This window comes from Kaistia adipata DSM 17808 (assembly GCF_000423225.1).
Lineage (GTDB): Bacteria > Pseudomonadota > Alphaproteobacteria > Rhizobiales > Kaistiaceae > Kaistia > Kaistia adipata.
Map to the genome: position 1 here is coordinate 90,448 of NZ_AUHO01000011.1, position 20,617 is coordinate 111,064.

General features: G+C 68.4%; 20 protein-coding genes, 1 tRNA gene and 1 riboswitch. Of the genes, 5 read left to right on the forward strand and 16 right to left on the reverse strand.

Annotated elements, in window-relative coordinates; all coding sequences use genetic code 11:
- Positions 1-22 precede the first annotated feature (22 nt).
- The 7 genes from G539_RS0112035 to G539_RS0112070 form a co-directional block, all read right to left on the reverse strand.
- On the reverse strand, positions 23-814 hold the full coding sequence (locus tag G539_RS0112035) for a YdcF family protein (protein WP_029075426.1): 792 nt from the start codon (positions 812-814) through the stop codon (positions 23-25).
- 12 nt (positions 815-826) lie between these two features.
- Entirely contained in the window at positions 827-1,645 is an 819-nt protein-coding gene (locus G539_RS0112040) for an aldo/keto reductase (protein ID WP_029075427.1), read from the reverse strand.
- 58 nt (positions 1,646-1,703) lie between these two features.
- Positions 1,704-2,861, reverse strand: a complete 1,158-nt coding sequence (locus G539_RS26215; RefSeq protein ID WP_051231333.1) for a GGDEF domain-containing protein — start codon at positions 2,859-2,861, stop codon at positions 1,704-1,706.
- 92 nt (positions 2,862-2,953) lie between these two features.
- Entirely contained in the window at positions 2,954-4,108 is a 1,155-nt protein-coding gene (locus tag G539_RS0112055; RefSeq protein ID WP_051231334.1) for a DegT/DnrJ/EryC1/StrS family aminotransferase, read from the reverse strand.
- Complete coding sequence (locus G539_RS0112060) at positions 4,108-5,070, reverse strand: Gfo/Idh/MocA family protein (RefSeq protein ID WP_051231335.1); 963 nt, start codon at positions 5,068-5,070, stop codon at positions 4,108-4,110. Before G539_RS0112060 ends, G539_RS0112055 begins: the two co-directional genes overlap by 1 nt.
- A gap of 209 nt (positions 5,071-5,279) precedes the next feature.
- A complete protein-coding gene (mgtE, locus tag G539_RS0112065; protein ID WP_029075430.1) occupies positions 5,280-6,695 on the reverse strand; it encodes a magnesium transporter in 1,416 nt (471 codons plus the stop codon).
- Positions 6,696-6,882: 187 nt separating this feature from the next.
- Positions 6,883-6,967, reverse strand: a tRNA-Leu gene (locus G539_RS0112070).
- A 224-nt stretch (positions 6,968-7,191) separates the two neighbouring features.
- Between G539_RS0112070 and lipB the strand changes: the two genes are divergently transcribed.
- Positions 7,192-7,902 (forward strand): lipoyl(octanoyl) transferase LipB, encoded by a 711-nt coding sequence (gene lipB / locus G539_RS0112075; RefSeq protein ID WP_029075431.1) that lies wholly within the window; start codon positions 7,192-7,194, stop codon positions 7,900-7,902.
- A 2-nt stretch (positions 7,903-7,904) separates the two neighbouring features.
- Here lipB and G539_RS0112080 read toward each other — a convergent pair whose 3' ends face one another.
- The gene (locus G539_RS0112080) at positions 7,905-8,186 is read right to left on the reverse strand and encodes an acylphosphatase (protein WP_029075432.1); all 282 of its coding nucleotides are present in this window, start codon (positions 8,184-8,186) and stop codon (positions 7,905-7,907) included.
- Between the two features lie 8 nt (positions 8,187-8,194).
- Positions 8,195-8,857 (reverse strand): HAD hydrolase-like protein, encoded by a 663-nt coding sequence (locus tag G539_RS0112085; RefSeq protein ID WP_029075433.1) that lies wholly within the window; start codon positions 8,855-8,857, stop codon positions 8,195-8,197.
- A 230-nt stretch (positions 8,858-9,087) separates the two neighbouring features.
- Here G539_RS0112085 and G539_RS24585 point away from each other — a divergent pair, with 230 nt between their 5' ends.
- Positions 9,088-10,230, forward strand: coding sequence for a ceramide glucosyltransferase (locus G539_RS24585; protein WP_035831202.1), 1,143 nt, complete (start codon positions 9,088-9,090; stop codon positions 10,228-10,230).
- 224 nt (positions 10,231-10,454) lie between these two features.
- On the opposite strand, the gene G539_RS0112095 is transcribed toward G539_RS24585, so the two are convergent.
- Positions 10,455-12,470 carry an acetyl-CoA carboxylase biotin carboxylase subunit gene (locus tag G539_RS0112095; protein WP_029075434.1) on the reverse strand — a complete coding sequence of 672 codons (2,016 nt, stop codon included), beginning with the start codon at positions 12,468-12,470 and terminating at the stop codon, positions 10,455-10,457.
- A gap of 205 nt (positions 12,471-12,675) precedes the next feature.
- On the opposite strand from G539_RS0112095, the gene folP reads away from it, so the two are divergent.
- From folP to folK, 3 genes are read left to right on the forward strand one after another with little or no spacing between them, the layout of a single operon-like run.
- Entirely contained in the window at positions 12,676-13,515 is an 840-nt protein-coding gene (gene folP / locus G539_RS0112100) for a dihydropteroate synthase (RefSeq protein ID WP_029075435.1), read from the forward strand.
- The gene (gene folB, locus G539_RS0112105) at positions 13,512-13,883 is read left to right on the forward strand and encodes a dihydroneopterin aldolase (protein ID WP_029075436.1); all 372 of its coding nucleotides are present in this window, start codon (positions 13,512-13,514) and stop codon (positions 13,881-13,883) included. The genes folP and folB overlap by 4 nt, the downstream gene beginning before the upstream one ends.
- 7 nt (positions 13,884-13,890) lie before the next feature.
- Positions 13,891-14,379, forward strand: coding sequence for a 2-amino-4-hydroxy-6-hydroxymethyldihydropteridine diphosphokinase (folK, locus tag G539_RS0112110; protein WP_029075437.1), 489 nt, complete (start codon positions 13,891-13,893; stop codon positions 14,377-14,379).
- Positions 14,380-14,409: 30 nt separating this feature from the next.
- Here the strand turns inward: folK and G539_RS0112115 are convergent, their stop codons facing one another.
- The 6 genes from G539_RS0112115 to G539_RS0112140 all read right to left on the reverse strand — a co-directional run bounded on the left by G539_RS0112115 (position 14,410) and on the right by G539_RS0112140 (position 20,571).
- A complete protein-coding gene (locus G539_RS0112115) occupies positions 14,410-15,942 on the reverse strand; it encodes an acyl-CoA carboxylase subunit beta (RefSeq protein WP_029075438.1) in 1,533 nt (510 codons plus the stop codon).
- A gap of 10 nt (positions 15,943-15,952) precedes the next feature.
- Complete coding sequence (locus G539_RS24590) at positions 15,953-16,774, reverse strand: ATP12 family chaperone protein (RefSeq protein WP_035831204.1); 822 nt, start codon at positions 16,772-16,774, stop codon at positions 15,953-15,955.
- Complete coding sequence (locus G539_RS0112125; protein ID WP_029075439.1) at positions 16,767-17,768, reverse strand: RluA family pseudouridine synthase; 1,002 nt, start codon at positions 17,766-17,768, stop codon at positions 16,767-16,769. Before G539_RS0112125 ends, G539_RS24590 begins: the two co-directional genes overlap by 8 nt.
- Before the next feature lie 31 nt (positions 17,769-17,799).
- A complete protein-coding gene (gene crcB / locus G539_RS0112130; RefSeq protein WP_029075440.1) occupies positions 17,800-18,186 on the reverse strand; it encodes a fluoride efflux transporter CrcB in 387 nt (128 codons plus the stop codon).
- Positions 18,187-18,280: 94 nt separating this feature from the next.
- Positions 18,281-18,355: riboswitch (Fluoride riboswitch) on the reverse strand.
- Between the two features lie 69 nt (positions 18,356-18,424).
- Entirely contained in the window at positions 18,425-19,438 is a 1,014-nt protein-coding gene (locus G539_RS0112135; protein WP_029075441.1) for a 2-hydroxyacid dehydrogenase, read from the reverse strand.
- A 14-nt stretch (positions 19,439-19,452) separates the two neighbouring features.
- Positions 19,453-20,571 (reverse strand): AAA family ATPase, encoded by a 1,119-nt coding sequence (locus G539_RS0112140; RefSeq protein WP_029075442.1) that lies wholly within the window; start codon positions 20,569-20,571, stop codon positions 19,453-19,455.
- Positions 20,572-20,617 lie beyond the last annotated feature (46 nt).

Genomic DNA, 20,617 nt, shown 5'->3' on the forward strand with positions numbered 1-20,617 from the left:
CCACTTCGCTCGAATTCGCTCGTCAGGGCGCGGGAAACAGCGCGTCGCTCCGGCCGGTCAGGCGATAGGCGATCAGCCCCGCCCATTCCTTGGCCGCGAGATTGACCAGGGTGAATCCGCGCGACGGCCCGCCGACCGGGCGAACCAGATCGCGATAGCCACGCGTGCGATAGTCGGTCGGCCAGGGCACCGGGTCCCAACCGGCGGCGCGAAAACTGCCCATCGCCCGCGGCATGTGGAAGGCGGACGTCACCAGCAGCCAGGTCTCACCCGGCTTCGGGTCGACGATCGCCGCGGCGAAGCGGGCATTCTCGGCCGTGTTGCGGCTGGCGTCCTCAATGGTGACGCGCTCGTCATCGATGCCCAGGCTCCGAAGCAGACGGCGCGCGGCGGCGCCCTCGGTGGCGCCGCTGGCCGGGACGAGATCCCCCGAACCGCCGCTGAAGACGATGCGCGCCGCGGGGAAGCGCCGTGCCAGCGCCAGCGCCTCGGCCATCCGGTCGCTGGCGGCCGGGGCCATCGCCACGGAGCCCGTTTCTGGTTCGCGCTCGGTTCCGCCACCAAGCACGATGATGCCGGTGACCGCCGCCTTCGGATCAACCCGTTCGAAGCGCCGCTCCAGCGGCAGGAGCAGCGCGGGCCCGAGCGGCGCGAAGGCCGAGGCGAAGAGCCCCGCGAGGGCGACGGCAGCCATGGCGCCACCCAGCCTGTGGCCCCCACCCGCCACCAGCAGCAGGCCGCCGATCAGGAGCAGCAGCAACGCCACCGGCGGCTGCAGCAGGAACCAGACCAGCTTGGCGGCGTAGAAGAACACGGGGCGCCGGCCTCAGTCCCAGTCGGGCGAGAACGGCGTGTCGCACATCCGGCTGCCCTCGGTCCTGAGCGCATCGATCGCCGCCATCTCGGCCGCGCCGAGCTCGAAGCCGGCGATGTCGAGGTTCTGGCGGATGCGGGCGGGATGCGCGCTCTTCGGAATCGCGACGCAGCCCTTCTGGATCTGCCAGCGCAGCACGATCTGCGCCGGGCTGCGGCCATGCCGGCCAGCGATGTCCTGGATCACCGGCTCGTCCAGCACCTCGGACCGCCCGAGCGGGCAATAGGCGACGAAGGCCGTGCCGTGCCGGGCGGTCGCCTGCATCAGCCGGGTCTGGTCGAGATAGGGGTGGTGCTCGCACTGGTTGACGACGATCGGCTCCTCCGTCGCCGCCCAGGCCTCGTCGAGCAGGCGGATGTTGTAGTTGGAAACGCCGATATGCCGGGTGAGCCCGCGCTGCTTGACGCGGCTGAGCGAGCGGATGGTCTCGGCGGCCGAAAGCGCCTTGCTCGGCCAATGGATCAGCAGCAGATCGAGTTGATCGACGCCGAGGCGACGAAGGCTTCCCTCGGCAGCGCGCATCATGTCGTCGGCGGCGAGTTGTTCCGGCGGCACCTTGGATGTCAGGAAGATCGCGTCGCGCGCGATGCCGGTCCGGCGGAGCCCCTCGCCGACCTCGGCCTCGTTGCCATATCCGATCGCCGTGTCGATGTGGCGGTAGCCCGCCTCGATCGCCGCGGCGACGGCGGCGCTGGCGGTTTCGCCATTCAGCTTCCAGGTGCCGAGCCCGATGACAGGCAAAGTGGCGCCGTGCGCCGTGACGGTTTGCATGGGGGTCTCCTCGGGGATTGGATCGCCAGCATCCGGCGCGGCCGGCCCAGCGTCAAGCTCAGCTCGCCACCTGGTAGACGAGGTCGCGGCCGCCGCGCTTGGCGGCGTAGAGCGCCTCGTCCGCCGCCACCATCAAGCGCTCGAACTCGATCTCGGGGCCCCGGACGCTCATCACGCCGATGCTGACCGTGACCGCGACCGTGCCCCCCGCGTGCTCGATCTGCTCGGCCGCCAGCTCGACGCGAATCCGCTCCGCCACGGCCCGTCCCTGCACGGCGCCGGCTCCGACCAGCAGGGCCGCGAACTCCTCGCCGCCGATGCGCCCGACCAGCTGGGCTTCATCGACCTGGCGGCGCACCACTTCGGCGAAACGGCGCAGGGCCGCGTCGCCGGCCGCGTGGCCAAAGCGGTCGTTCAGCTGCTTGAAGCGGTCGAGATCGAACAGCAGCAGCGTGATGTCCTCGGCATCCGCGCGCGCCCGCTCGACCCTGGCCCGCGCCAGATCCATGAAGGCGCCATGGTTGAGCAGCCCGGTCAGACCGTCCACCGAGGCCGCGCGCTTAAGGAGGTTCTTCAGGCGCTCGTCGCTGAGCCGGAGCCCGATGATCGTCGCGGCGAACATCATCAGGATCGGCTCGAGCAGGCCGATGCCGAGGCTGAGCGCGCTCCGGCCGGCGAGGAAGTTCTCCGGCAGGTCGAGGCTGAGCGCCAGGAGGGCGCGAAAGACGAGAAACACCGCATGGACGGCCGGAACGGCGGCGAACGGCCCGCGCCAGACCAGGTCATCCTTGCCCCTCGCCCAGATTTCCCAGGCCAGCGCGCAGGACAGCACGCAGGACAGCACCGACAGCAGCGCGATGCGATAGGAGAGCGAATGGGCGATGGCGGGAACCTGCCACGCGACCAGCCAGACCGTCGGCGCGATCAGCACGGGCCACCAGCGCGCCGGCCGGCCGTTGAAGGCTCGCGCGCCGTTCCAGCCCAGGCCCATCGCCAGCAGCACGCCGGAATTGGCGAGCGCGATCGACACGAAATCCGAAGTGACGCCGCGCAGGAGCAACATGGCGCAGCAGATCGCGCCCAGCTGCAGTCCACCCGCCCAGAGAAGCGTGTGGCGCTCGAAACGACGCCCCGTCCACGACGTCATCAGCGCGATGGCCGCCATCTGAAGGATGGCGACCAGCACGACCAGAAGGGTCGGAACGTCGAGTTTCATGCTGATGGGCCCCCCAGCCCTTCGTCCAGCTGGGAGCGACATACGGGAAACGCGTTAAGGAAGCATTCCCCCATCAGAACGAATCGCCTTGATCAGCCGACCGCGTCGAGAACCGCCGCGATGACGCGCTCGACCTCTTCATCCGTCAGGTCCGGATGCATCGGCAGGCTGATCACCGTGTCGGCGAGCCGCTCCGAAACCGGCAGCGGCCGCTTCGGCGCCTCGGCGAAGGCCGGATGCTGGTGCAGCGCCACGCGATAGAAGAACGCATTGCCGATGCCGCGCGCGTCGAGCTCGGCCTTCAGGGCCTCGCGGTTCGGCAGCGTGATCGTGTAGATCGCGTTGGCGCTGAAATAGCCGGACGGCTGCTTCTGGATGCCGACCTTGCCGGCGAGCGCCGCGTCATAGCGCCGGGCGACCGCGTCGCGCTTCTCCAGCTCGTCCTCGAACACGGTCAGCTTGGAGAGCAGAACGGCGGCCTGGAGCGTGTCGAGACGGCCGGTGACGCCATTACGCACGGCGACGTCGCCCGTGCCCTGGCGGCCATGCGAGCGCAGCGTGCGCACGGCTTCGGCCAGTTCGTCGCTGTCGGTCAGGATCGCGCCGCCGTCGCCATAGCAGCCGAGCGGCTTAGTCGGATAAAAGCTGGTCGCCGAGATCGGCGCCATGCCGCCGACGCGGCTGTTGCCGGCGCGGCCGCCGAAGCTCTGCGCGGCGTCGGAGAACACCGTCATGTCGTGGCGCGCCGCGATCTTGCCGATCGCCTCGTAATCGGCCGGCAGGCCGTAGAGATCGACGGGCATGACGACGCGCGGCTTCAGCTCGCCGGCGGCGATCACCTCGTCGATCGCGCGCTCGAGATCGGCCGGGTCCATGTTGCGCGTCTCGGGATCGACATCGACGAAGATCGGCGTCGCGTTGATCGAGCAGACGGCGCCGGCCGTGGCGGCGAAGGTGAAGGCGGGGACGAACACCGCGTCGCCCGGCCCGATGCCGAGCGCCATCAGGCCGATCATCAACGCGTCGCGGCCCGAGGAAACGGCGATCGCATGCGGCACGCCGGCGAAGGCGGCGAGCTTGCCCTCGAGTTCGGAGACCTCGGGGCCGAGGATGAACTGGCCGTGCACCAGCACCGCGTCCATGCGGGCGCGCACGTCGTCGTGGATCCGGCGCTGCTGGCGCTGCAGATCGAAGAAGCCGATGCGGTCGTTGGCGGCCACGACGGCCGGCTGCGGGTTGGACGCCATCAGTGCGGTTCTCCAATGAGGACGGAGGAAGCTGGTCGCTTCGCCTGTCCGATACGCTGAATGATCATGTCGGCGACCAAGAGGGCATCGAGCCCTGCCCTGCCGTCGACGATGGGCCGGCGGGCGCCGGCGATGGAATCGAGGAACGAGTCGATCTCGAGCGCGAGGTTGTCGCTCGGCGGCACGGCGATCTCATCCTGCGCCAGCACGGCGTGGCCGCGCGGGAAGGAACTGACCGTGCGGGCGGCTAGATCGGCGGCCCAGTAGCGATCCGGCTCGACCACCTTGATGGTGCGCTCGGACCGGTCGGCGACGCGGCTTGCATGCAGATGCGCCACGGTGCCATTGCCGAAGCGCAGTTGCGCCTGCGCGAAATCATTGGTCGGCGCCAGGACGGGCGAGCCCATCGCCTCGACCGCGACGACCTCGGAGCGGACCAGCGCCAGCACCAGGTCGATGTCGTGGATCATCAGGTCGAGAACGACGTCGACGTCGATGGCCCGGCCCTTCCAGGGACCGATGCGGGTGCATTCGACCGTGAGCGGCGCCGTGACGCGCTCGCGCAGCGCGCCGAACACCGGCGAAAAGCGCTCGATATGGCCGATCTGCAGCACAACGCCCCGCTTCTCCGCCCGCGCGATCAGGTCGCGCGCCGAATCAGGCGTGTCGCAGATCGGTTTCTCGATCAGGACATGGATGCCGGCATCGATCATATCGGCGGCAACGGCGTGATGCAGCGAGGTCGGGACCGTGATCGACACGGCGTCGACCTTGCCGATCAGATCGCGGTGGTCGGCGAGCGGCGCTGCGTCATGCTGCGCGCCGACGGCCTCGGCGCGGGCCCGGTCGGCGTCCACGACGGCCACCAGTCTCGCCTTCGCGTTGGCGGCGTGCTGGCGCGCATGGAAGGAACCGAAATACCCGAGTCCGATGACACCGGTCCTGATCTCGCTCGTGGTCAATCCTGTTTCTTTCCGCATTCCGCCATGGCCGCGAAGCAGCGCGCTTCGCTGGCATCGGTCTAACGATTTCTCGCTCAAAGTCGATCAATCGCGGCGTGACCACGGTCACAATTTGTCCAATTGGGAAACATGGCGCGACACCGGCGGCCGCCCATATCAGATGTCCGTGCCCCCGCCTGCGGCAGTGCGTCGCGCCGCGGCGGCGCCCATCAGGCAAACCCGAACCAGAGCGCCGCGAATCCGAGGAAGGAGAAGAATCCGACGACGTCGGTGATCGTGGTCACGAAGGAACTCGAGGCGATGGCCGGATCGATCTTCAGGCGGTTGAGCGCGAGCGGGATCAGGATGCCGCCGAGCGCGGCCGCGACCAGGTTGATGATCATCGCCGCGGCGATGACGAAGCCGAGATCGAGGATGCCGAAGCGGTAGACGGCCATGGTGCCGACGATCGCGGCGAACAGGAAGCCGTTGAACACGCCGACGGCGAGCTCGCGGCCGATGACGCGCAGCACGTTGTGCGGTCCGAGCTCGCGCATCGCGATGGCGCGCACGGCAACCGTCATGGTCTGCGTGCCGGCATTGCCGCCCTGGCTGGCGACGATCGGCATCAGGACGGCGAGCGCCACCATCTTCTGCAATTCGTCCTCGAACAGGCCGATGACGAAGGAGGCGAGCACGGCGGTGATCAGATTGATGAAGAGCCACGGGAATCGGCTCTTGGCGATCGACCAGACCTTGTCGGAGACCTCTTCGTCGCCGACGCCGCCGAGGCGCTTGATGTCCTCGTCCGCCTCTTCCTGAATGACGTCGACGATGTCGTCGATGGTGAGAAGGCCGACGAGGCGGTCGGATTCGTCGACGACGGCGGCCGAGATCAGGTTGTAGCGCTGGAACATCCGCGCCGCCCCTTCCTGGTCCTCCGTGGCGCGTACGAGATGGCGCGCCTCACTGACCAGGTCGGCGATCTTCACCGGGCGCTTGGTGCGCAGGAGCCGGTTCAGCGAGACCGTGCCGAGCAGGTGGTAGCCGGGATCGATGACGAAGACCTCGTGGAATTCCTCCGGCAGGTCCTGCGCCTCGCGCATGTAGTCGATCGTCTGGCCGACCGTCCAGAACGGCGGCACGGCGATGAACTCGGTCTGCATGCGCCGGCCGGCGCTGTCTTCCGGATAGTCGAGCGCCCGCTTCAGCGCCAACCGCTCGACCGAGGGAATCTGGGCGAGAATCTCGTCCTGATCGGCCTTGTCGAGGTCTTCCAGAATGTAGACCGCGTCGTCCGAATCGAGTTCGCGCATGCCCTCGGCGACGGTCTCGGACGGCAGCTCCTCGAGAATCTCGACGCGGACGGCCTCGTCGAGCTCGGTCAGCGCGGTGAAGTCGAAGGCATCGCCGAGAAGCTGGATCAGCGCCGGGCGCTGGTCGGGATCGAGCGCCTCGAGGATAGCGCCGACATCGGACTCGTGCAGGTCCTGGGTGAGCGCCCGCGCCCGCTCGCCGTCGCCGGCTTCGATCGCCGCGCCAAGCGCGTCGAGGAATACCGACGAGACGTTGTCGTTCTCGTCGCGCAGCGGCGGAAGGTCGTTCGCCGGACGGTCGTCGCGTTCGATGGTCAGCTCGTCCGACATGGCCCCTCTAGAACGCGTGCCGAGATTTCAGGGGAGGATTCGCGCGAGCTTTAACGCCCAAGTTTGTTCGGGCAAAGGAAAAATAGTGGCGCGCCACGCATTCTCGACAGGCCCGCGCCAGCATGGCCCAGAAACAAAAACAGCGGCCCGAGGGCCGCCGTTTTGCGAGGCTTTTTGCATTTGGGTTTGGTGCGGTCGAGAAGACTCGAACTTCCACGCCTTGCGGCACAGCGACCTCAACGCTGCGCGTCTACCAATTCCGCCACGACCGCGAAACCCAAGCCGGTGTGTTGCCCGGCGCGAGGTGGGATGTAGCAAATGCCCTCCGACGAAACAAGCGGCTTTGCGCATCCTTTGAATTCATCCACAGGGGCGATTTTCGCATGGCCGGATCGCGGCAGGTGAAGATCTCGTCCCCTTGCGCTATGACCGGAGCAACCGACATGAGACTGAACACCACGAATGGGCCGGAACCCCGCCGGCCGAAAGCGATGCCATGACACTCCGCGATGACCTCGACGCCACCCTCCTCCCGAAGGCGGGCAGCCCGCCTGTCGAATGGGTGATCGCGGAAGCGCCGGTCGCCTATCCCGACGCCGTCGCCGAAATGGAGGCGCGCGTCGCGGCCATCGCCGCCGGCACGGCCTCGGAGCGAATCTGGCTGGTCGAGCATCCGCCACTCTATACGGCCGGCACCAGCGCCCATGACGAGGACCTGATCGCCCCGGATCGCTTCCCGGTGTTCCAGACCGGCCGCGGCGGCCAGTACACCTATCACGGCCCCGGCCAGCGCGTGGCCTATGTCATGCTCGACCTGAACCGCCGGCGGCAGGACCTCCGGCTGTTCGTCGCCACGCTGGAACAATGGATCATCCGCACACTGGACGGCTTCAACGTGCGCGGCGAGCGCCGCGACGACCGCGTCGGCGTCTGGGTGCGCCGTCCCGACAAGGGCCCGCTCACGGAAGACAAGATCGCCGCGATCGGCATCCGCGTCCGGCGCTGGGTGACCTTCCACGGCATTTCGCTGAACGTCGAGCCGGCGCTCGACCACTTCGACGGCATCGTGCCCTGCGGCGTGCACGGCCATGGCGTCACCAGCCTCGCCGACCTCGGCCGCATCGTCACCATGCCGGAAGTCGACGCCGTCATGCGCCGCGAGTTCGAAGCCCTGTTCGGCGCGACGGAGCGAGTGGACGGCGCCTGACGTCAGACCGTCGGCAACACGCGGAAGGCCCCCTCTTCCGCCAGCTCGCGCTCCTCCGCATCGACGGCGCGGACCGCCGCGAGCGGCGGCCCTCCCGAGCAGGCGGCGACCATCGCGTCGACCGTCGCAGCCTGGCCGGAAAACACGGCCTCCACGCCGCCATCCCGCCGGTTCCGCACCCAGCCCGACAGCCCGCGCGCCACGGCCTCGTCGGCCGTCCATGCCCGGTAGCCGACGCCCTGGACGCGGCCGGAGATCATCACATGCACGGTGCGGACAGCCATGGCGAGCCTCAGCGCAAGAGCCCCAGCACGACGGAGGCGAGATCGGACACCTGCGGCACGATCACGTCGGGCGGGAATGTCTCGAACTCGTCGATCGTACCATAGCCCCAGCCGACCGCGGCGACCTTGATGCCGTTCGCGCGCGCGCCCTCGATGTCGTAGCGCCGATCGCCGATCATGACGCAGGCGGCCGGATCGATCGCCTCCGTCGCCAGGACATGGCTGATCAGCTCGGCCTTTTCGCCCAGCCGGCCGTCTAGCTCGGCGCCATGCACCGTGTCGAAGAAGCGCGTTAGGTCGAAGTGATCGAGGATGCGCTCGCAGAAGACGCGCGGCTTCGAGCTTGCCAGATACATCCGGACACCGGCCGCCTGCAGCGTGGCGAGCGATTCGGGAATGCCGTCGAAGACGGTGTTCTCATAGAGCCCGACCGCGCCGAAACGCTCGCGATAGTGACCGAGCGCCTCTCTGGCCAACACCGCGTCGCCGCCCAGCATCGCCGCGAAGGTCCCCTCGAGCGGCGGCCCAATCGCGGCGCGCAATGCAGGCTCGTCGGCCGCCGGCCGGTCCAGCTTCTCCAGGGCATAGAGGATGGAGGCGCTGATTCCGGGATAGGGATCGGTGAGCGTGCCGTCGAGATCGACGAGCGCCGTCAGTCGGGATTCGGTCATGGGGCGTGCATTCCGTCCTGGCTTGAGATCGCTGCCGGACGGCTTGCGCGCTCGCGCCGCCCGCGTCAAGCGCGGCCCTTCATCAGAACGTCATGCCGATGCGCGACGAGGTGCGATGCGGCGCCACGCGAATCGCGCCGGACATGGTGGCGCGGATCACGGCGCGCCACGGATCAGGGAGCACCGAGCTTGCCGTCATCCGCAGCCCTCCCGAGCGCCCGGGCCTTCCGATGAACCTTCTCGTCACGCTCGCCCTCGTCTTCTGCCTGGCCGCCGCGCTCGTCCACTTCGCCAGCATCGCGCTCGTCACGTTCCGCGCCCGCCGCCTTCGTTCCGCCGAGGCCGCGCCGCATGGCCGGCCGCCGATCAGCATCCTCCGCCCCGTCCGCGGCCTCGAACACGCGATCGAGCGCACGCTCGGCTCCGGCTTCGCACTCGACTATCCCGACTATGAGATCGTCTTCTGCGTCGCGAGCGCTTCCGACCCCGTGGTGCCGCTGATCCGCCGGCTGATGGCGGTTCACCCGCATGTGCAGGCGCGCCTGCTGGTGGGCGACGAGCGCATCAGCATCAATCCGAAGCTCAACAACCTCGCCAAGGGCTGGGACGCCGCCGCGCATCGCTGGATCGTCATGGCCGACAGCAATGTGCTGATGCCAGCGGACTATCTCGATCGCATGCTGGAGCGCTGGGACGGCACGACCGGCCTCGTCTGCTCGCCGCCGCTCGGCAGCGAGCCGGACAATCTCGGGGCCGAGCTCGAATGCGCCTATCTGAACACCTACCAGGCGCGCTGGCAGTTGGCGGCCGATGCCGTCGGCCAGGGATTCGCGCAGGGCAAGTCCATGCTGTGGCGGCGGGAAAATCTCGATCGCCATGGCGGCATCGCGGCGCTGGCCGCCGATCCGGCCGAGGACGCCGCCGCCACCAAGGCGATCCGCGCCAACGGCCAGCGCGTCCGCCTCGTGAGGCAGCCCTTCGCGCAGCCGCTCGGCGCGCGCGAGATCGGCACGATCTGGCAGCGCCAGCTGCGCTGGGCGCGGCTCCGGCGCGTCACCTTCCCGGCCCTGTTCTGCCTGGAACTGGCGCTCGGCGGGCTGCTGCCGATCGGGCTGACGCTTTGGCTCGGCCTCGCGGGCGAACTGCCGCTCTGGATCGCGCCGGCGCTCGCCATCGCGTGGTATGGCGCCGAGGCGCTGATGGCGAGAAGCCTCGGCTGGCACTGTGGCCGTAGCTCGCCGTTCGCCTGGATCCTGCGCGACCTAACCATGCCGGCGCTCTGGATCGCGGCCGTCTGCGGCAGCGGCTTCGAATGGCGCGGCAACCAGATGAACGTCAAGACCGACAGCCTGCTCGCCGCCGAGGGCGACTGACGCCGCCACTCAAATCCGCGAGGATTGGCTGCTCACGCCGTCTAGCCCTCTGCCGTCATCCCGGCGAAGGCCGGGATCCAGACACACCGGCCTTGGGCCGATGGGCTGGGCCTAGCTTTCCTGGCCGGTGTTCATGGGCCCCGGCCTCCGCCGGGGCGACGTGAGCCGCAGGAGCGACTCGCGCAGAGATATGGCCGCCCCCTGCTTGAGCTACGGACCAGCGCTCAGCCGAACTCCATGATCACGGCGTCGACGGCGAGGCTGTCGCCCGGCTTCGCCGCGATGCGCTCGATGACGAGGTCGCGCTCGGCCCGCAGCACGTTTTCCATCTTCATCGCTTCGACGATCGCCAGCGTCTCGCCGGCCTTGACCTCCTGCCCTTCCTCGACCGCGATCGAGACGACGAGGCCCGGCATCGGGCAGAGCAGGAACTTCGACGTATCGGCCGGGACCTTCTCCGGCATCAGGCTGTGCAGCGCCGCGATGCGCGGCGTCATCACCCGCGCCACCACGTCGATGCCGCGATGGAGGAGCCGGGTGCCCGACAGGACCGGACGCACCTGCACCGTGAACGGTTCGCCGTCGATCGCGCCTTCCCAGACGAGGTCGCCCGGCATCCACTCGGACGTCACCATCACAGGCCGGTCGCTGCCAGGCAGCACGACGTCGATTTCCATCGGCATCAGCGCCAGGCCGGACGGGCTCGCAAGCTCCACCGTCGTGCCGCCGATCGCGACGACCCAGTGCTCGCGCCACTTGCCGGAATGCGGCGCCAGGCGCCCCGTGAGATGGTCGAGCCGATCCTTGCGGACGATCTCCATCGTCAGCGCCACGGCGGCGAGCCGCGCCAGCGTCGCCGCGTCGGGCGCCACGCCGGTGAAGCCCTCGGGAAACTCCTCCGCGATGAAGCCGGTCGAAAGCCGTGCCTCGCGCCAGCGCGGATGCGCCATCAGCGCGGAGAGGAACGGCACATTGTGCTGGATGCCCTCGACGACGAAATCGTCCAGCGCCAGGCTCATCGCCTCGACCGCCTCGGCGCGGGTCGGCGCATGGGTGCAGAGCTTGGCGATCATCGGGTCATAGAACATCGAGATCTCGGATCCCTCGACCACGCCCGTATCGTTGCGCACGGTGACGCCGTCGGCGGTCGCCTCCTCCGGCGGCCGGTAGCGCGTCAGCCGGCCGATTGAGGGCAGGAAGCTGCGATAGGGATCCTCGGCATAGATGCGGCTCTCGATGGCCCAACCATCGAGGCGGACGTCCTCCTGCGCGATGGCGAGCCGCTCGCCGGCTGCGACGCGGATCATCTGCTCGACCAGATCGATCCCCGTGACCAGCTCGGTCACCGGATGCTCCACCTGCAGGCGCGTGTTCATCTCGAGGAAGAAGAAGCTCTTGTCCTGGCCGGCGACGAACTCGACCGTGCCGGCGGAATCGTAGCCGACGGCCTTGGCCAGCGCGACGGCCTGCTCGCCCATCGCCTTGCGGGTCGCGGCGTCAAGCAGCGGCGACGGCGCCTCCTCGATCACTTTCTGGTTGCGGCGCTGGATCGAGCATTCGCGCTCGCCGAGATAGATCGCGTTGCCGTGCTTGTCGGCGAGAAGCTGGATCTCGATGTGGCGCGGATTGACGATGAACTTCTCGATGAAGACGCGGTCGTCGCCGAAGGAGGAGCGCGCCTCCGAGCGCGACAGGCGGAAGCCCTCGCGCGCCTCGGCGTCGGAATGGGCGATGCGCATGCCCTTGCCGCCGCCGCCGGCCGAGGCCTTGATCATGACCGGATAGCCGATCTCGCGGGCGATGGTGACCGCTTCGTCCTCGTCCTCGATGATGCCGAGATGGCCGGGCACGGTGGAGACCTTTGCGGCGGCAGCCACCTTCTTGGAGGCGATTTTGTCGCCCATCGACTCGATCGCCGCCGCGTTCGGCCCGATGAAGACGATGCCGTTGGCGACCAGCGCCTCGGCGAAGGCGGCGCGCTCGGAGAGGAAGCCGTAGCCAGGATGGATGGCATCGGCGCCGGTCTGCTTGGCGGCGGCGATGATCCGGTCGATCAGCAGATAGGACTGCGCCGCCGGCGCCGGGCCGATATGCACCGCCTCGTCCGCCATCTCGACATGCAGCGCGTCGCGATCGGCGTCGGAAAACACGGCTACCGTCCCGATCCCCATGCGTCGCGCCGTCTTGATGATGCGGCAGGCGATCTCGCCACGGTTGGCGATCAGGATCTTGTTGAACATGGGTACTCCTCGCGACGGCAGACGGCCGATCCGGCCTGATGGTTTCTAGGCCTTCTGCCGGCGAGCGGCAATCGTGCTGGCGGCTCGGGAGCGCCACTGCGGCGAGCCGGCGGCCGACAATGCGTTGACAGGGCAGCGCGTTTGGGTGCTGTAACGGCGATGCGGCCCCCGCCGCGTGAATCGTCTACCAGCCAAGAGTTTCCCGATGGCGCCTGCCGCCCCCATCGATATCGATCATCTCGACCGCCGCACGAGCGGTCGCAGCCTGATCATGGGCATCCTCAACGTGACGCCCGACAGCTTCTCCGATGGCGGCGACCATGCCGAGGGCGAGGCCGTCGTCGCGCACGCCGAGCGGCTCGTCGCCGAGGGCGCCGACATCATCGACATCGGCGGTGAATCGACTCGCCCCGGCGCCGCCGAGGTGAATGCCGAGACGGAACTCGCCCGCGTCCTCCCGGCGATCCGCGCGGTCGCCGCCCGCACCAACGCGCCGATCTCGATCGACACCTACAAGGCCGCGGTCGCCGAGCAGGCGCTGACGGCTGGCGCGACGATCGTCAACGACGTCTGGGGCCTGCAGCGCGAGCCGGAGATCGCCCGCGTCGCCGGCGCGCATGGCGCCGCCGTCGTCATCAGCCACTGGGAGCGCGAGACCTATTCGCCGGCGACGATCCTCGACGCGATGCAGCGCTTCTTCGACCGCTCGATCGCGCTGGCGCGGGCCGCCGGCATTCCCGATCACCGCATCGTGCTCGACCCCGGCATCGGCTTCGGCAAGAACATGACCGAGAACCTGCTGATCCTGGACCGGATCGACGAGATCGTCGCGCGCGGCTTCCCCGTCCTCCTCGGCGTATCGCGCAAGCGCTTCATCGGCGAGATCACGGGCCGGGAGCCGAAGGACCGTCTCGCCGGCACCATCGCCACCAATGTCCTGGCCGCCGCCAAGGGCGTATCGGCCTTCCGCGTGCACGACGTCGCCGCCCATCGCGACGCCCTCGCCGTCACGGACGCCATCCTTTCGAGCCGCGAACACTCATGACCGACCGCATCTTCATCAACGACCTGCGCTTCTACGGCTTTCACGGCGTCTTGCTGGAAGAGGCCGTGCTCGGCCAGCGCTTCCGCGTCGACATCGTCGCCGAACTCGACCTCTCCGCGGCCGGGCGCACCGACGATCTCACCAAGACGGTTCACTATGGCGAGATGGCGATGCTGATCGAGGAGATCGGCCGGATGCAGCGCTACAAGCTGATCGAGGCTCTGGCAGAAGCGATGGCCGATGCGATCTTCGACGCCTATCGGCGGGTCGATCGACTGACGGTCCGCATCACCAAGCCGGAAGCGCCTGTGCCGCTCACCACCGGCGTCATCGCCGTCGAGATCGAGCGGGAGCGCAAGCGTGACTGAAGCCTGCATGACGGAAGCCTTCCTGGGCCTGGGCAGCAATCTCGGCGACCGCGCCGCGACGCTGCGCGCCGCGATCACCGCCCTCGATGCCGCCCCGGGCGTGCGCGTAACGCGCACCTCCTCGCTCTACGAGACGCCGCCCTGGGGGCCGGTGCCGCAGGGCCCCTATCTCAATGCCTGCATCGGCGTCGAGACCATCCTGTCACCGCGCGCGCTGCTGGAACTCGGCCTCGCCATCGAGCGCGACCATGGCCGCGAACGCGCCATCCGCTGGGGACCGCGCACGCTCGACATCGACCTGCTGCTCTACGGATCCGATCATGTCGACGAGGACGGCCTGATCGTGCCGCATCCGCGCATGGCCGAGCGCGCCTTCGTGCTGGTGCCGCTTTCGGAGATCGCGCCGGAGCTCGAGATCGGCGGCCGGCCGATCCCGCAGCTGCTCGAGGGGCTCGACGCCTCCGAGATCGTGCGGATCGGCCCGATCCCCGCCTAACACCGTCCCTGCCTCAGGATGCCATGCCGCTCAGAGCGGCATGGTGTTGTGCTTCTTCCAGGGGTTTTCGAGTTCCTTGTTGCGCAGCAGGCGAAGGCCGCGCGCGATGCGGCGGCGCGTCGAATGCGGCATGATCACCTCGTCGATATAGCCGCGCTCGGCGGCGACGAAGGGCGACAGGAACCGGTCCTCATACTCCTTGGTCCGCGCCGCGAGCCCCTCCGCGTCGCCATTTGCGGCACGGAAGATGATCTCGACCGCGCCCTTCGCGCCCATCACCGCGATCTGCGCCGACGGCCAGGCATAGTTCAGATCGCCGCGCAGATGCTTCGACGCCATGACGTCATAGGCGCCGCCATAGGCTTTTCGCGTGATGACTGTGATTTTCGGCACCGTCGCCTCGCCATAGGCGAAGAGCAGCTTGGCGCCGTGCTTGATCAGCCCGCCATATTCCTGCGCCGTGCCCGGCAGGAAGCCCGGCACATCGACAAAGGTGACGATCGGAATGGAAAAGGCGTCGCAGAAGCGCACGAAGCGCGCCGCCTTGCGCGAGGCGTCGCTGTCGAGCACGCCGGCGAGCACCATCGGCTGGTTGGCGACGAAGCCGACCGTGCGGCCCTCGACGCGGCCGAAGCCGGTGACGATGTTCTTGGCGAAGGCGGCCTGGATCTCGAAGAAGTCGCCCTCGTCGACCGTCTTCAGGATCAGTTCCTTGATGTCGTAGGGCTTGTTCGGATTGTCCGGCACCAGCGTATCGAGCGACATCTCGATGCGATCGCCCGCGTCGTAGCAATCGATCTCCGGGATATCGCCGTCATTGTTGAGCGGCAGCAGATCGACCAGCCGGCGCATCTCGAGGAGCGTCTCGACATCGTTCTCATAGGCGCCGTCGGCAATCGACGAGCGCGTGGTGTGCACGGTCGCGCCGCCCAGTTCCTCGGCCGTGACCGTCTCGTTGGTCACGGTCTTCACGACGTCCGGACCCGTGACGAACATGTAGCTCGAATCGCGCACCATGAAGATGAAGTCGGTCATGGCCGGCGAATAGACGTCGCCGCCGGCGCAGGGCCCCATGATGACGGAGATCTGCGGGATGACGCCCGAGGCCAGGATGTTGCGCTGGAACACCTCGCCATAGCCGCCGAGCGCCGCCACGCCCTCCTGGATGCGGGCGCCACCGGCGTCGAACAGACCGATGATCGGCGCCCGGTTCTTCAGCGCCATGTCCTGGATCTTCATGATCTTGCCGGCATGCGCTTCCGACAGCGAGCCGCCGAAGACGGTGAAGTCCTTGGCGAAGACGAAGACGGTGCGGCCGTTGACCGTGCCCCAGCCGGTGACGACGCCATCGCCGGGGATCTTGGTCTTCTCCATGCCGAAATCGGTGCCGCGGTGCTCGACATACATGTCGAACTCCTCGAACGAGCCCTCGTCGAGCAGCACTTCGAGGCGCTCGCGCGCCGTCAGCTTCGCCTTGGCGTGCTGCGCCGCGATGCGCTTTTCGCCACCACCGAGGCGCGCCTCGGCCCGCCGCTTCTCGAGTTCAGCCAGCACGTGCTTCAACGGCTTTCTCCTATGCCCGGGCGGCGAGAACCAGCGCCGCGGCCTGCATCTCACGCCAGCGCGCGGCCCGCCGCGCGCTCGCTTCCTCATCCTCGCCCCAGAGCGAGATCTGATAGTCCTCGTCGATATGCGCCAGCGCCCATGCCTCCTCGGCGGAGAGGCGGCCATGCAGCAGCGCCAGCGCCAGCACGGCCGAGCCGGTCAGCGTCGTCACCGTGTTGAGCGCCGCGATCCGGAAAACGTCCTGCGGACCGATCGCCGCGTCGACGGCCGCGATCGTCTCGGGGAACTGGTCGACATGGACGATGCCGGCCGCCAGCATGAAGCGGGCATGGAAGCGCTGCTGCATCCAGTCGAGCAGCGGCCCCCACTTCTCCTGCTGCAGCTCGGCCAGCCGCTCCGGCGCGTCGGCGCGGTAGCAGAGGAGATCCGAGCCGGCATAGCGGAGGATTTCCGCGCGGGTCTCGTCCATCGTGTTGGCGACGCCGTCGACGGCCGAATTGGCCAGGCGCGTCAGCGGCATGGTGGAGGGCTTGATGAACTCGCCCTGCGCCGCCCACTCCGCCACGATCGCCGCGGCGATCGCCTCGTCGGCAACCACCAGGCGCGCCTTGCCGGGCGTGCGCACGGCGCGGCCGTCGAGCCTTATGACGAAACCGCCCACTTCGGCCGGCGCATAGTCGGCCGCCTCGTAGAAGCGCTTCGGCAGGACGGGGGCGTCGAGCTTCTCGGGGATCTTGCGCGGCGCGTCGGCCGTGTCGTCACCCGTGTCGCCCAGATCGGCGAGCCTGCCACCAGGCTCCTTGCCCGCGCCCTTGCCGGTCTCACTCATCGTCTTCGCCCGTATCACCGAGATCCTTGTCGAAGCCGAGCAGGTTCCAGCTCTGCACCATGTGCGGCGGCAGCGGCGCCGTGACGTCGAGCACGCCGTTGCCCGAGGGATGCGGGATGATGATCCGGCGCGCATGCAGATGCAGCTTGTTCTGGATGCCGCCCGGGAAGTCCCAGTTGATGTCCGCCTCGAAATATTTCGGGTCGCCGATGATGGGATGGCCGATATGGGCGGCGTGGGCGCGCAGCTGGTGCGTGCGGCCGGTGACGGGGCGCATCGTCAGCCAGGCGAGGCCCTGCCCCGCGACGTCGACCACCGAATAGAGCGACACGGCGTGGCTCGCATCGTCCTCGCCATGGCGCGCGATCTTCATCTTGTCGCCCGAGGGGCCGCCGTCGCGGGCAAGCCAGGTCGAGACACGGCCCTGCGGCGGACGCGGCACGCCCTTCACCAGCGCCCAGTAGATCTTCTTGGTCGTGCGCGCGCGGAAGCTGGCAGAGAGCTTCGACGCGGCGAGGCGCGTCTTCGCGACCACCAGCACGCCGGTCGTCTCGCGGTCGAGGCGATGCACCAGGCGCGGCTTCTGGTCCTTGGTGTCGCGCAGCGCCTCCAGCATGCCGTCGACATGCGTCGTCAGGCCGGAACCGCCCTGCACGGCGAGGCCCTGCGGCTTGTTGAAGACGTAGACGTGGTCGTCCTCGTAGAGGCACATCGCCATCAGCGCGTCGGCGGCGCTGCCGCGCGCACCGAGCGGACGGGCGACATGCGGGCTGCCACCGGCGGAGTCGACGCCGAGCGGCGGAATGCGCACCACCTGGCCGGGATTGACGCGATCGTTGGTCTTGGCGCGGCCGCCATCGACGCGCACCTGGCCGGAGCGCAGCAGCTTCTGCAGATGGCCGAACGACAGGCCTGGATAGTGATCCTTGAACCAGCGGTCGAGGCGCATGCCGGCCTCGTCGGGGCTGACGGTCTTGTTGACGATGCTCGCCATGGGAAAGTCCTTCTCTTGAAGGCGCCTCATATCACCCGGCGAGCGTCCTGACGAGCCAAAGCCCTGCAAACAGCGCAAGAACCGACACGACCAGCGACGCCAGCGCATAGATCACCGCGCTTCCGGTCTCGCCGCGCTCGAGCAGGACCGCCACGTCGAGCGAAAAGGTCGAGAAGGTGGTGAAGCCGCCGAGCACGCCGGTCGTCAGGAAGAGGCGCGCATGCTGAGTCCAGTTCATCCCGTCGCGAAAGGCGAAATAGCCGGCGGCAAGCCCCATCACGAGCGAGCCGACGATGTTCACGGTCAGCGTGCCCCAGGGAAAGCTGGTGCCGAACAGGCGGGCGGCGGTCAGGTTGACACCATGGCGCAGCACGCCGCCGAAACCCGCACCGACAAAGACGAGAATGGTTGGAAACATGGAATCTCCTTCGGGCCCGAGCCCGATCACGCGACGTCCAGCCTGACCATGCCGTGACAGGACGCCGGACGGATTCCTGCCATGGGTGCGAGAGCACAAGGCAGGAGCCATCAGCTTCTAGGCGGTTCAGGCCATGACGGCCTCGGGAGACTCCATTCCCGATCGCAAGGATTAGGCAGGGCGGCGCCGAATTGCAATCGGCCTGAACCGGGCTCGGGCAAAGGCGGAGCAACGGGATCTAGTAGGCGCTCACCGCTGCCGCCTCGACGCGGTTGTCGAGCGGCTTTCCCGCCTCGAACGCGGCGATGTTGCCGAGCGTCGTCGCGCTGATCGCACCGAGCGCCTCGGCGGTCAGGAACGCCTGATGGCCGGTCACCAGCACATTGGGAAAGGTCAGCAGGCGCTGGAAGACATCGTCCTGGATGATCTCGTTGGAGAGGTCCTCGAAGAACAGGTCCGCCTCCTGCTCGTAGACGTCGAGCGCCACGCCGCCGACCTTGCCGCTCTTCAGCCCCTCCACCAGCGCCTGGGCGTCGATCAACGCGCCGCGGCTGGTATTGACGAGCAGGAAGCCCGGCCGCGCCCGCGCGATCGCCTCGGCATCGACGATGTGGTGGGTCTCCGGCGTCAGCGGGCAATGCAGCGTCAGGATGTCGGCTTCCGCCACGATCTCCGTCGGCGAGCGGTACTCGATGCCGATCTCGACGAGCGCCGGATCATGCGACTGGTCATGGGCCAGCACGCGGCAGCCGAAGCCGAGCTTCAGGCAGCGGGCGACCAGCGCGCCGATGCGGCCCGTGCCGATGACGCCGACCGTCTTGCCGAAGAGATCGGTGCCGATCAGGCCGTCGAGCGAGAAGTTGTTGTCGCGCACCCGCGCCCAGGCGCGCGGGATCCGCCGGTCGAGCGCCAAAAGCAGCGCGACGGTGAATTCGGCGACCGCATGAGGCGAATAGGCCGGCACGCGCACCACCTCGATGCCGAGCTCGCCGGCCGCGACGAGATCGACATTGTTGAAGCCGGCGCAGCGCAGCGCCACCAGGCGCATGCCGCGCGCGGCGAGATCGGTCAGGAGCGCGCGGTCGAGATAGTCGTTGACGAAGACGCAGACCGCCGGAAAGCCATCGGCCAGCGGCGCGGTCGTACGGTCGAGGCGCGGCTCGAAGAACACGAGCTCGTGCCCGAAGCCGACATTCGCCTCCGTCAGGAATTGCCGATCGTAGGGCTTGGTGCTGAAGACGGCGACACGCATGGCGAAAAGAGCCCCTAGTCCTGTTCCGCGAATTCGCCGAAGAGCTTAAGCCCTTCGATCCAGGTCGCGCCATCCTGCTTGACGACGGTTCGCGGCGCCACGCCCGCCTCGCCGGCGAGTGCCGCTGCCAGAGCCTCGGAATGGGTGACGACCCAGACCTGCGTTCGCTCCGACGCGCGGGCGATCAGCCGCGCCAACGGCCCGACCAGATCCGGATGCAGGCTGGTCTCCGGCTCGTTCAGCGCGATGAAGCCCGGCAGGCGATAGGCCGACAGCGCCGCCACCAGGCAGAGGAAGTGCAGCGTTCCGTCCGACAGCTCGTGCGCGCCGAGCGGACGCGGCAGATCGGGAAACTTGAGGCCGAGCGAAACAGAGCCCTTGCCGAACTCGGTGACCAGCGTCGCGCCGGGAAAGGCGTCGTCGACCGCCGCCTCGATGGCGGGCGCCTCGCCGCGGATCTCGATGACGGTGGCGAGCGCGGCCGCCAGGTCGTAACCGTTCGAGGCGAGCGTCGGCGTGGTGATGGCGAGCGCCGGCTGACGAATGGGCGACGCCTTGTCGGTGCGGAAATCGTGGTAGAAGCGCCAATCGAGCAACGCCCGGCGGACGAGGTCGAGCTCGGTGAACCGCCCCTGATCGCGAAAGCCGGAAAGCGCCGTCTCGGAGGGGACCAGCGCCTCCTCGTACGACTGGCGGCGGCCGTCCTCGTCACGCAGCCAGGCGCTCGGGCCCTGCCGCTTCAGGAGCGTCACCGCCTTGCCGCGGCTGCGCTGGACCAGCTCCTCGGCCTTCACCATCGGCTCGGTCGCGGTCAGCGCGGCCTCGTCGATCGGCGCCGGCAGGCCGATCTCGATCGAATACTCATAGTCGCCGAATTCGGCGCCGAGCTTCAGCCGCACGGGCCCCTTGGTGCGGGGACCGGCCCAGAGCACGGACTCGAAGCCGCCCTCCTCCGCGATTTCGCGCGTGATCGTGCCGCGCGCTGCGGCGGCGAGCAGTTCGAGCGCGCGGTAGAGATTGGTCTTCCCGACCCCGTTCTTGCCGACCAGCACGGTCAGCTCCTCGACCGGCAGCTTGATGCGCCGGATCGAACGGTAGAGCTCGGCCGAGACGGATGTCAGGCGGAGGGGCACGCACGCATCCTCGGGAGGGAGGGACGGCTCGAAGAAAAGGCGGGCG

Bases quoted from the DNA above. Each gene is read 5' to 3' on its own strand.
- folK (WP_029075437.1), top strand. From the start codon at position 13,891: ATGACGGAAGCCTTCCTGGGCCTGGGCAGCAATCTCGGCGACCGCGCC.
- mgtE (WP_029075430.1), bottom strand. From the start codon at position 6,695: ATGTCGGACGAGCTGACCATCGAACGCGACGACCGTCCGGCGAACGAC.
- G539_RS0112125 (WP_029075439.1), bottom strand. From the start codon at position 17,768: ATGGCGAGCATCGTCAACAAGACCGTCAGCCCCGACGAGGCCGGCATG.
- G539_RS26215 (WP_051231333.1), bottom strand. From the start codon at position 2,861: ATGAAACTCGACGTTCCGACCCTTCTGGTCGTGCTGGTCGCCATCCTT.
- G539_RS0112055 (WP_051231334.1), bottom strand. From the start codon at position 4,108: ATGGCGTCCAACCCGCAGCCGGCCGTCGTGGCCGCCAACGACCGCATC.
- G539_RS0112095 (WP_029075434.1), bottom strand. From the start codon at position 12,470: ATGTTCAACAAGATCCTGATCGCCAACCGTGGCGAGATCGCCTGCCGC.
- G539_RS0112080 (WP_029075432.1), bottom strand. From the start codon at position 8,186: ATGGCTGTCCGCACCGTGCATGTGATGATCTCCGGCCGCGTCCAGGGC.
- G539_RS0112135 (WP_029075441.1), bottom strand. From the start codon at position 19,438: ATGCGTGTCGCCGTCTTCAGCACCAAGCCCTACGATCGGCAATTCCTG.
- G539_RS24585 (WP_035831202.1), top strand. From the start codon at position 9,088: ATGAACCTTCTCGTCACGCTCGCCCTCGTCTTCTGCCTGGCCGCCGCG.
- G539_RS0112040 (WP_029075427.1), bottom strand. From the start codon at position 1,645: ATGCAAACCGTCACGGCGCACGGCGCCACTTTGCCTGTCATCGGGCTC.
- folB (WP_029075436.1), top strand. From the start codon at position 13,512: ATGACCGACCGCATCTTCATCAACGACCTGCGCTTCTACGGCTTTCAC.
- crcB (WP_029075440.1), bottom strand. From the start codon at position 18,186: ATGTTTCCAACCATTCTCGTCTTTGTCGGTGCGGGTTTCGGCGGCGTG.
- G539_RS0112085 (WP_029075433.1), bottom strand. From the start codon at position 8,857: ATGACCGAATCCCGACTGACGGCGCTCGTCGATCTCGACGGCACGCTC.
- folP (WP_029075435.1), top strand. From the start codon at position 12,676: ATGGCGCCTGCCGCCCCCATCGATATCGATCATCTCGACCGCCGCACG.
- lipB (WP_029075431.1), top strand. From the start codon at position 7,192: ATGACACTCCGCGATGACCTCGACGCCACCCTCCTCCCGAAGGCGGGC.
- G539_RS24590 (WP_035831204.1), bottom strand. From the start codon at position 16,774: ATGAGTGAGACCGGCAAGGGCGCGGGCAAGGAGCCTGGTGGCAGGCTC.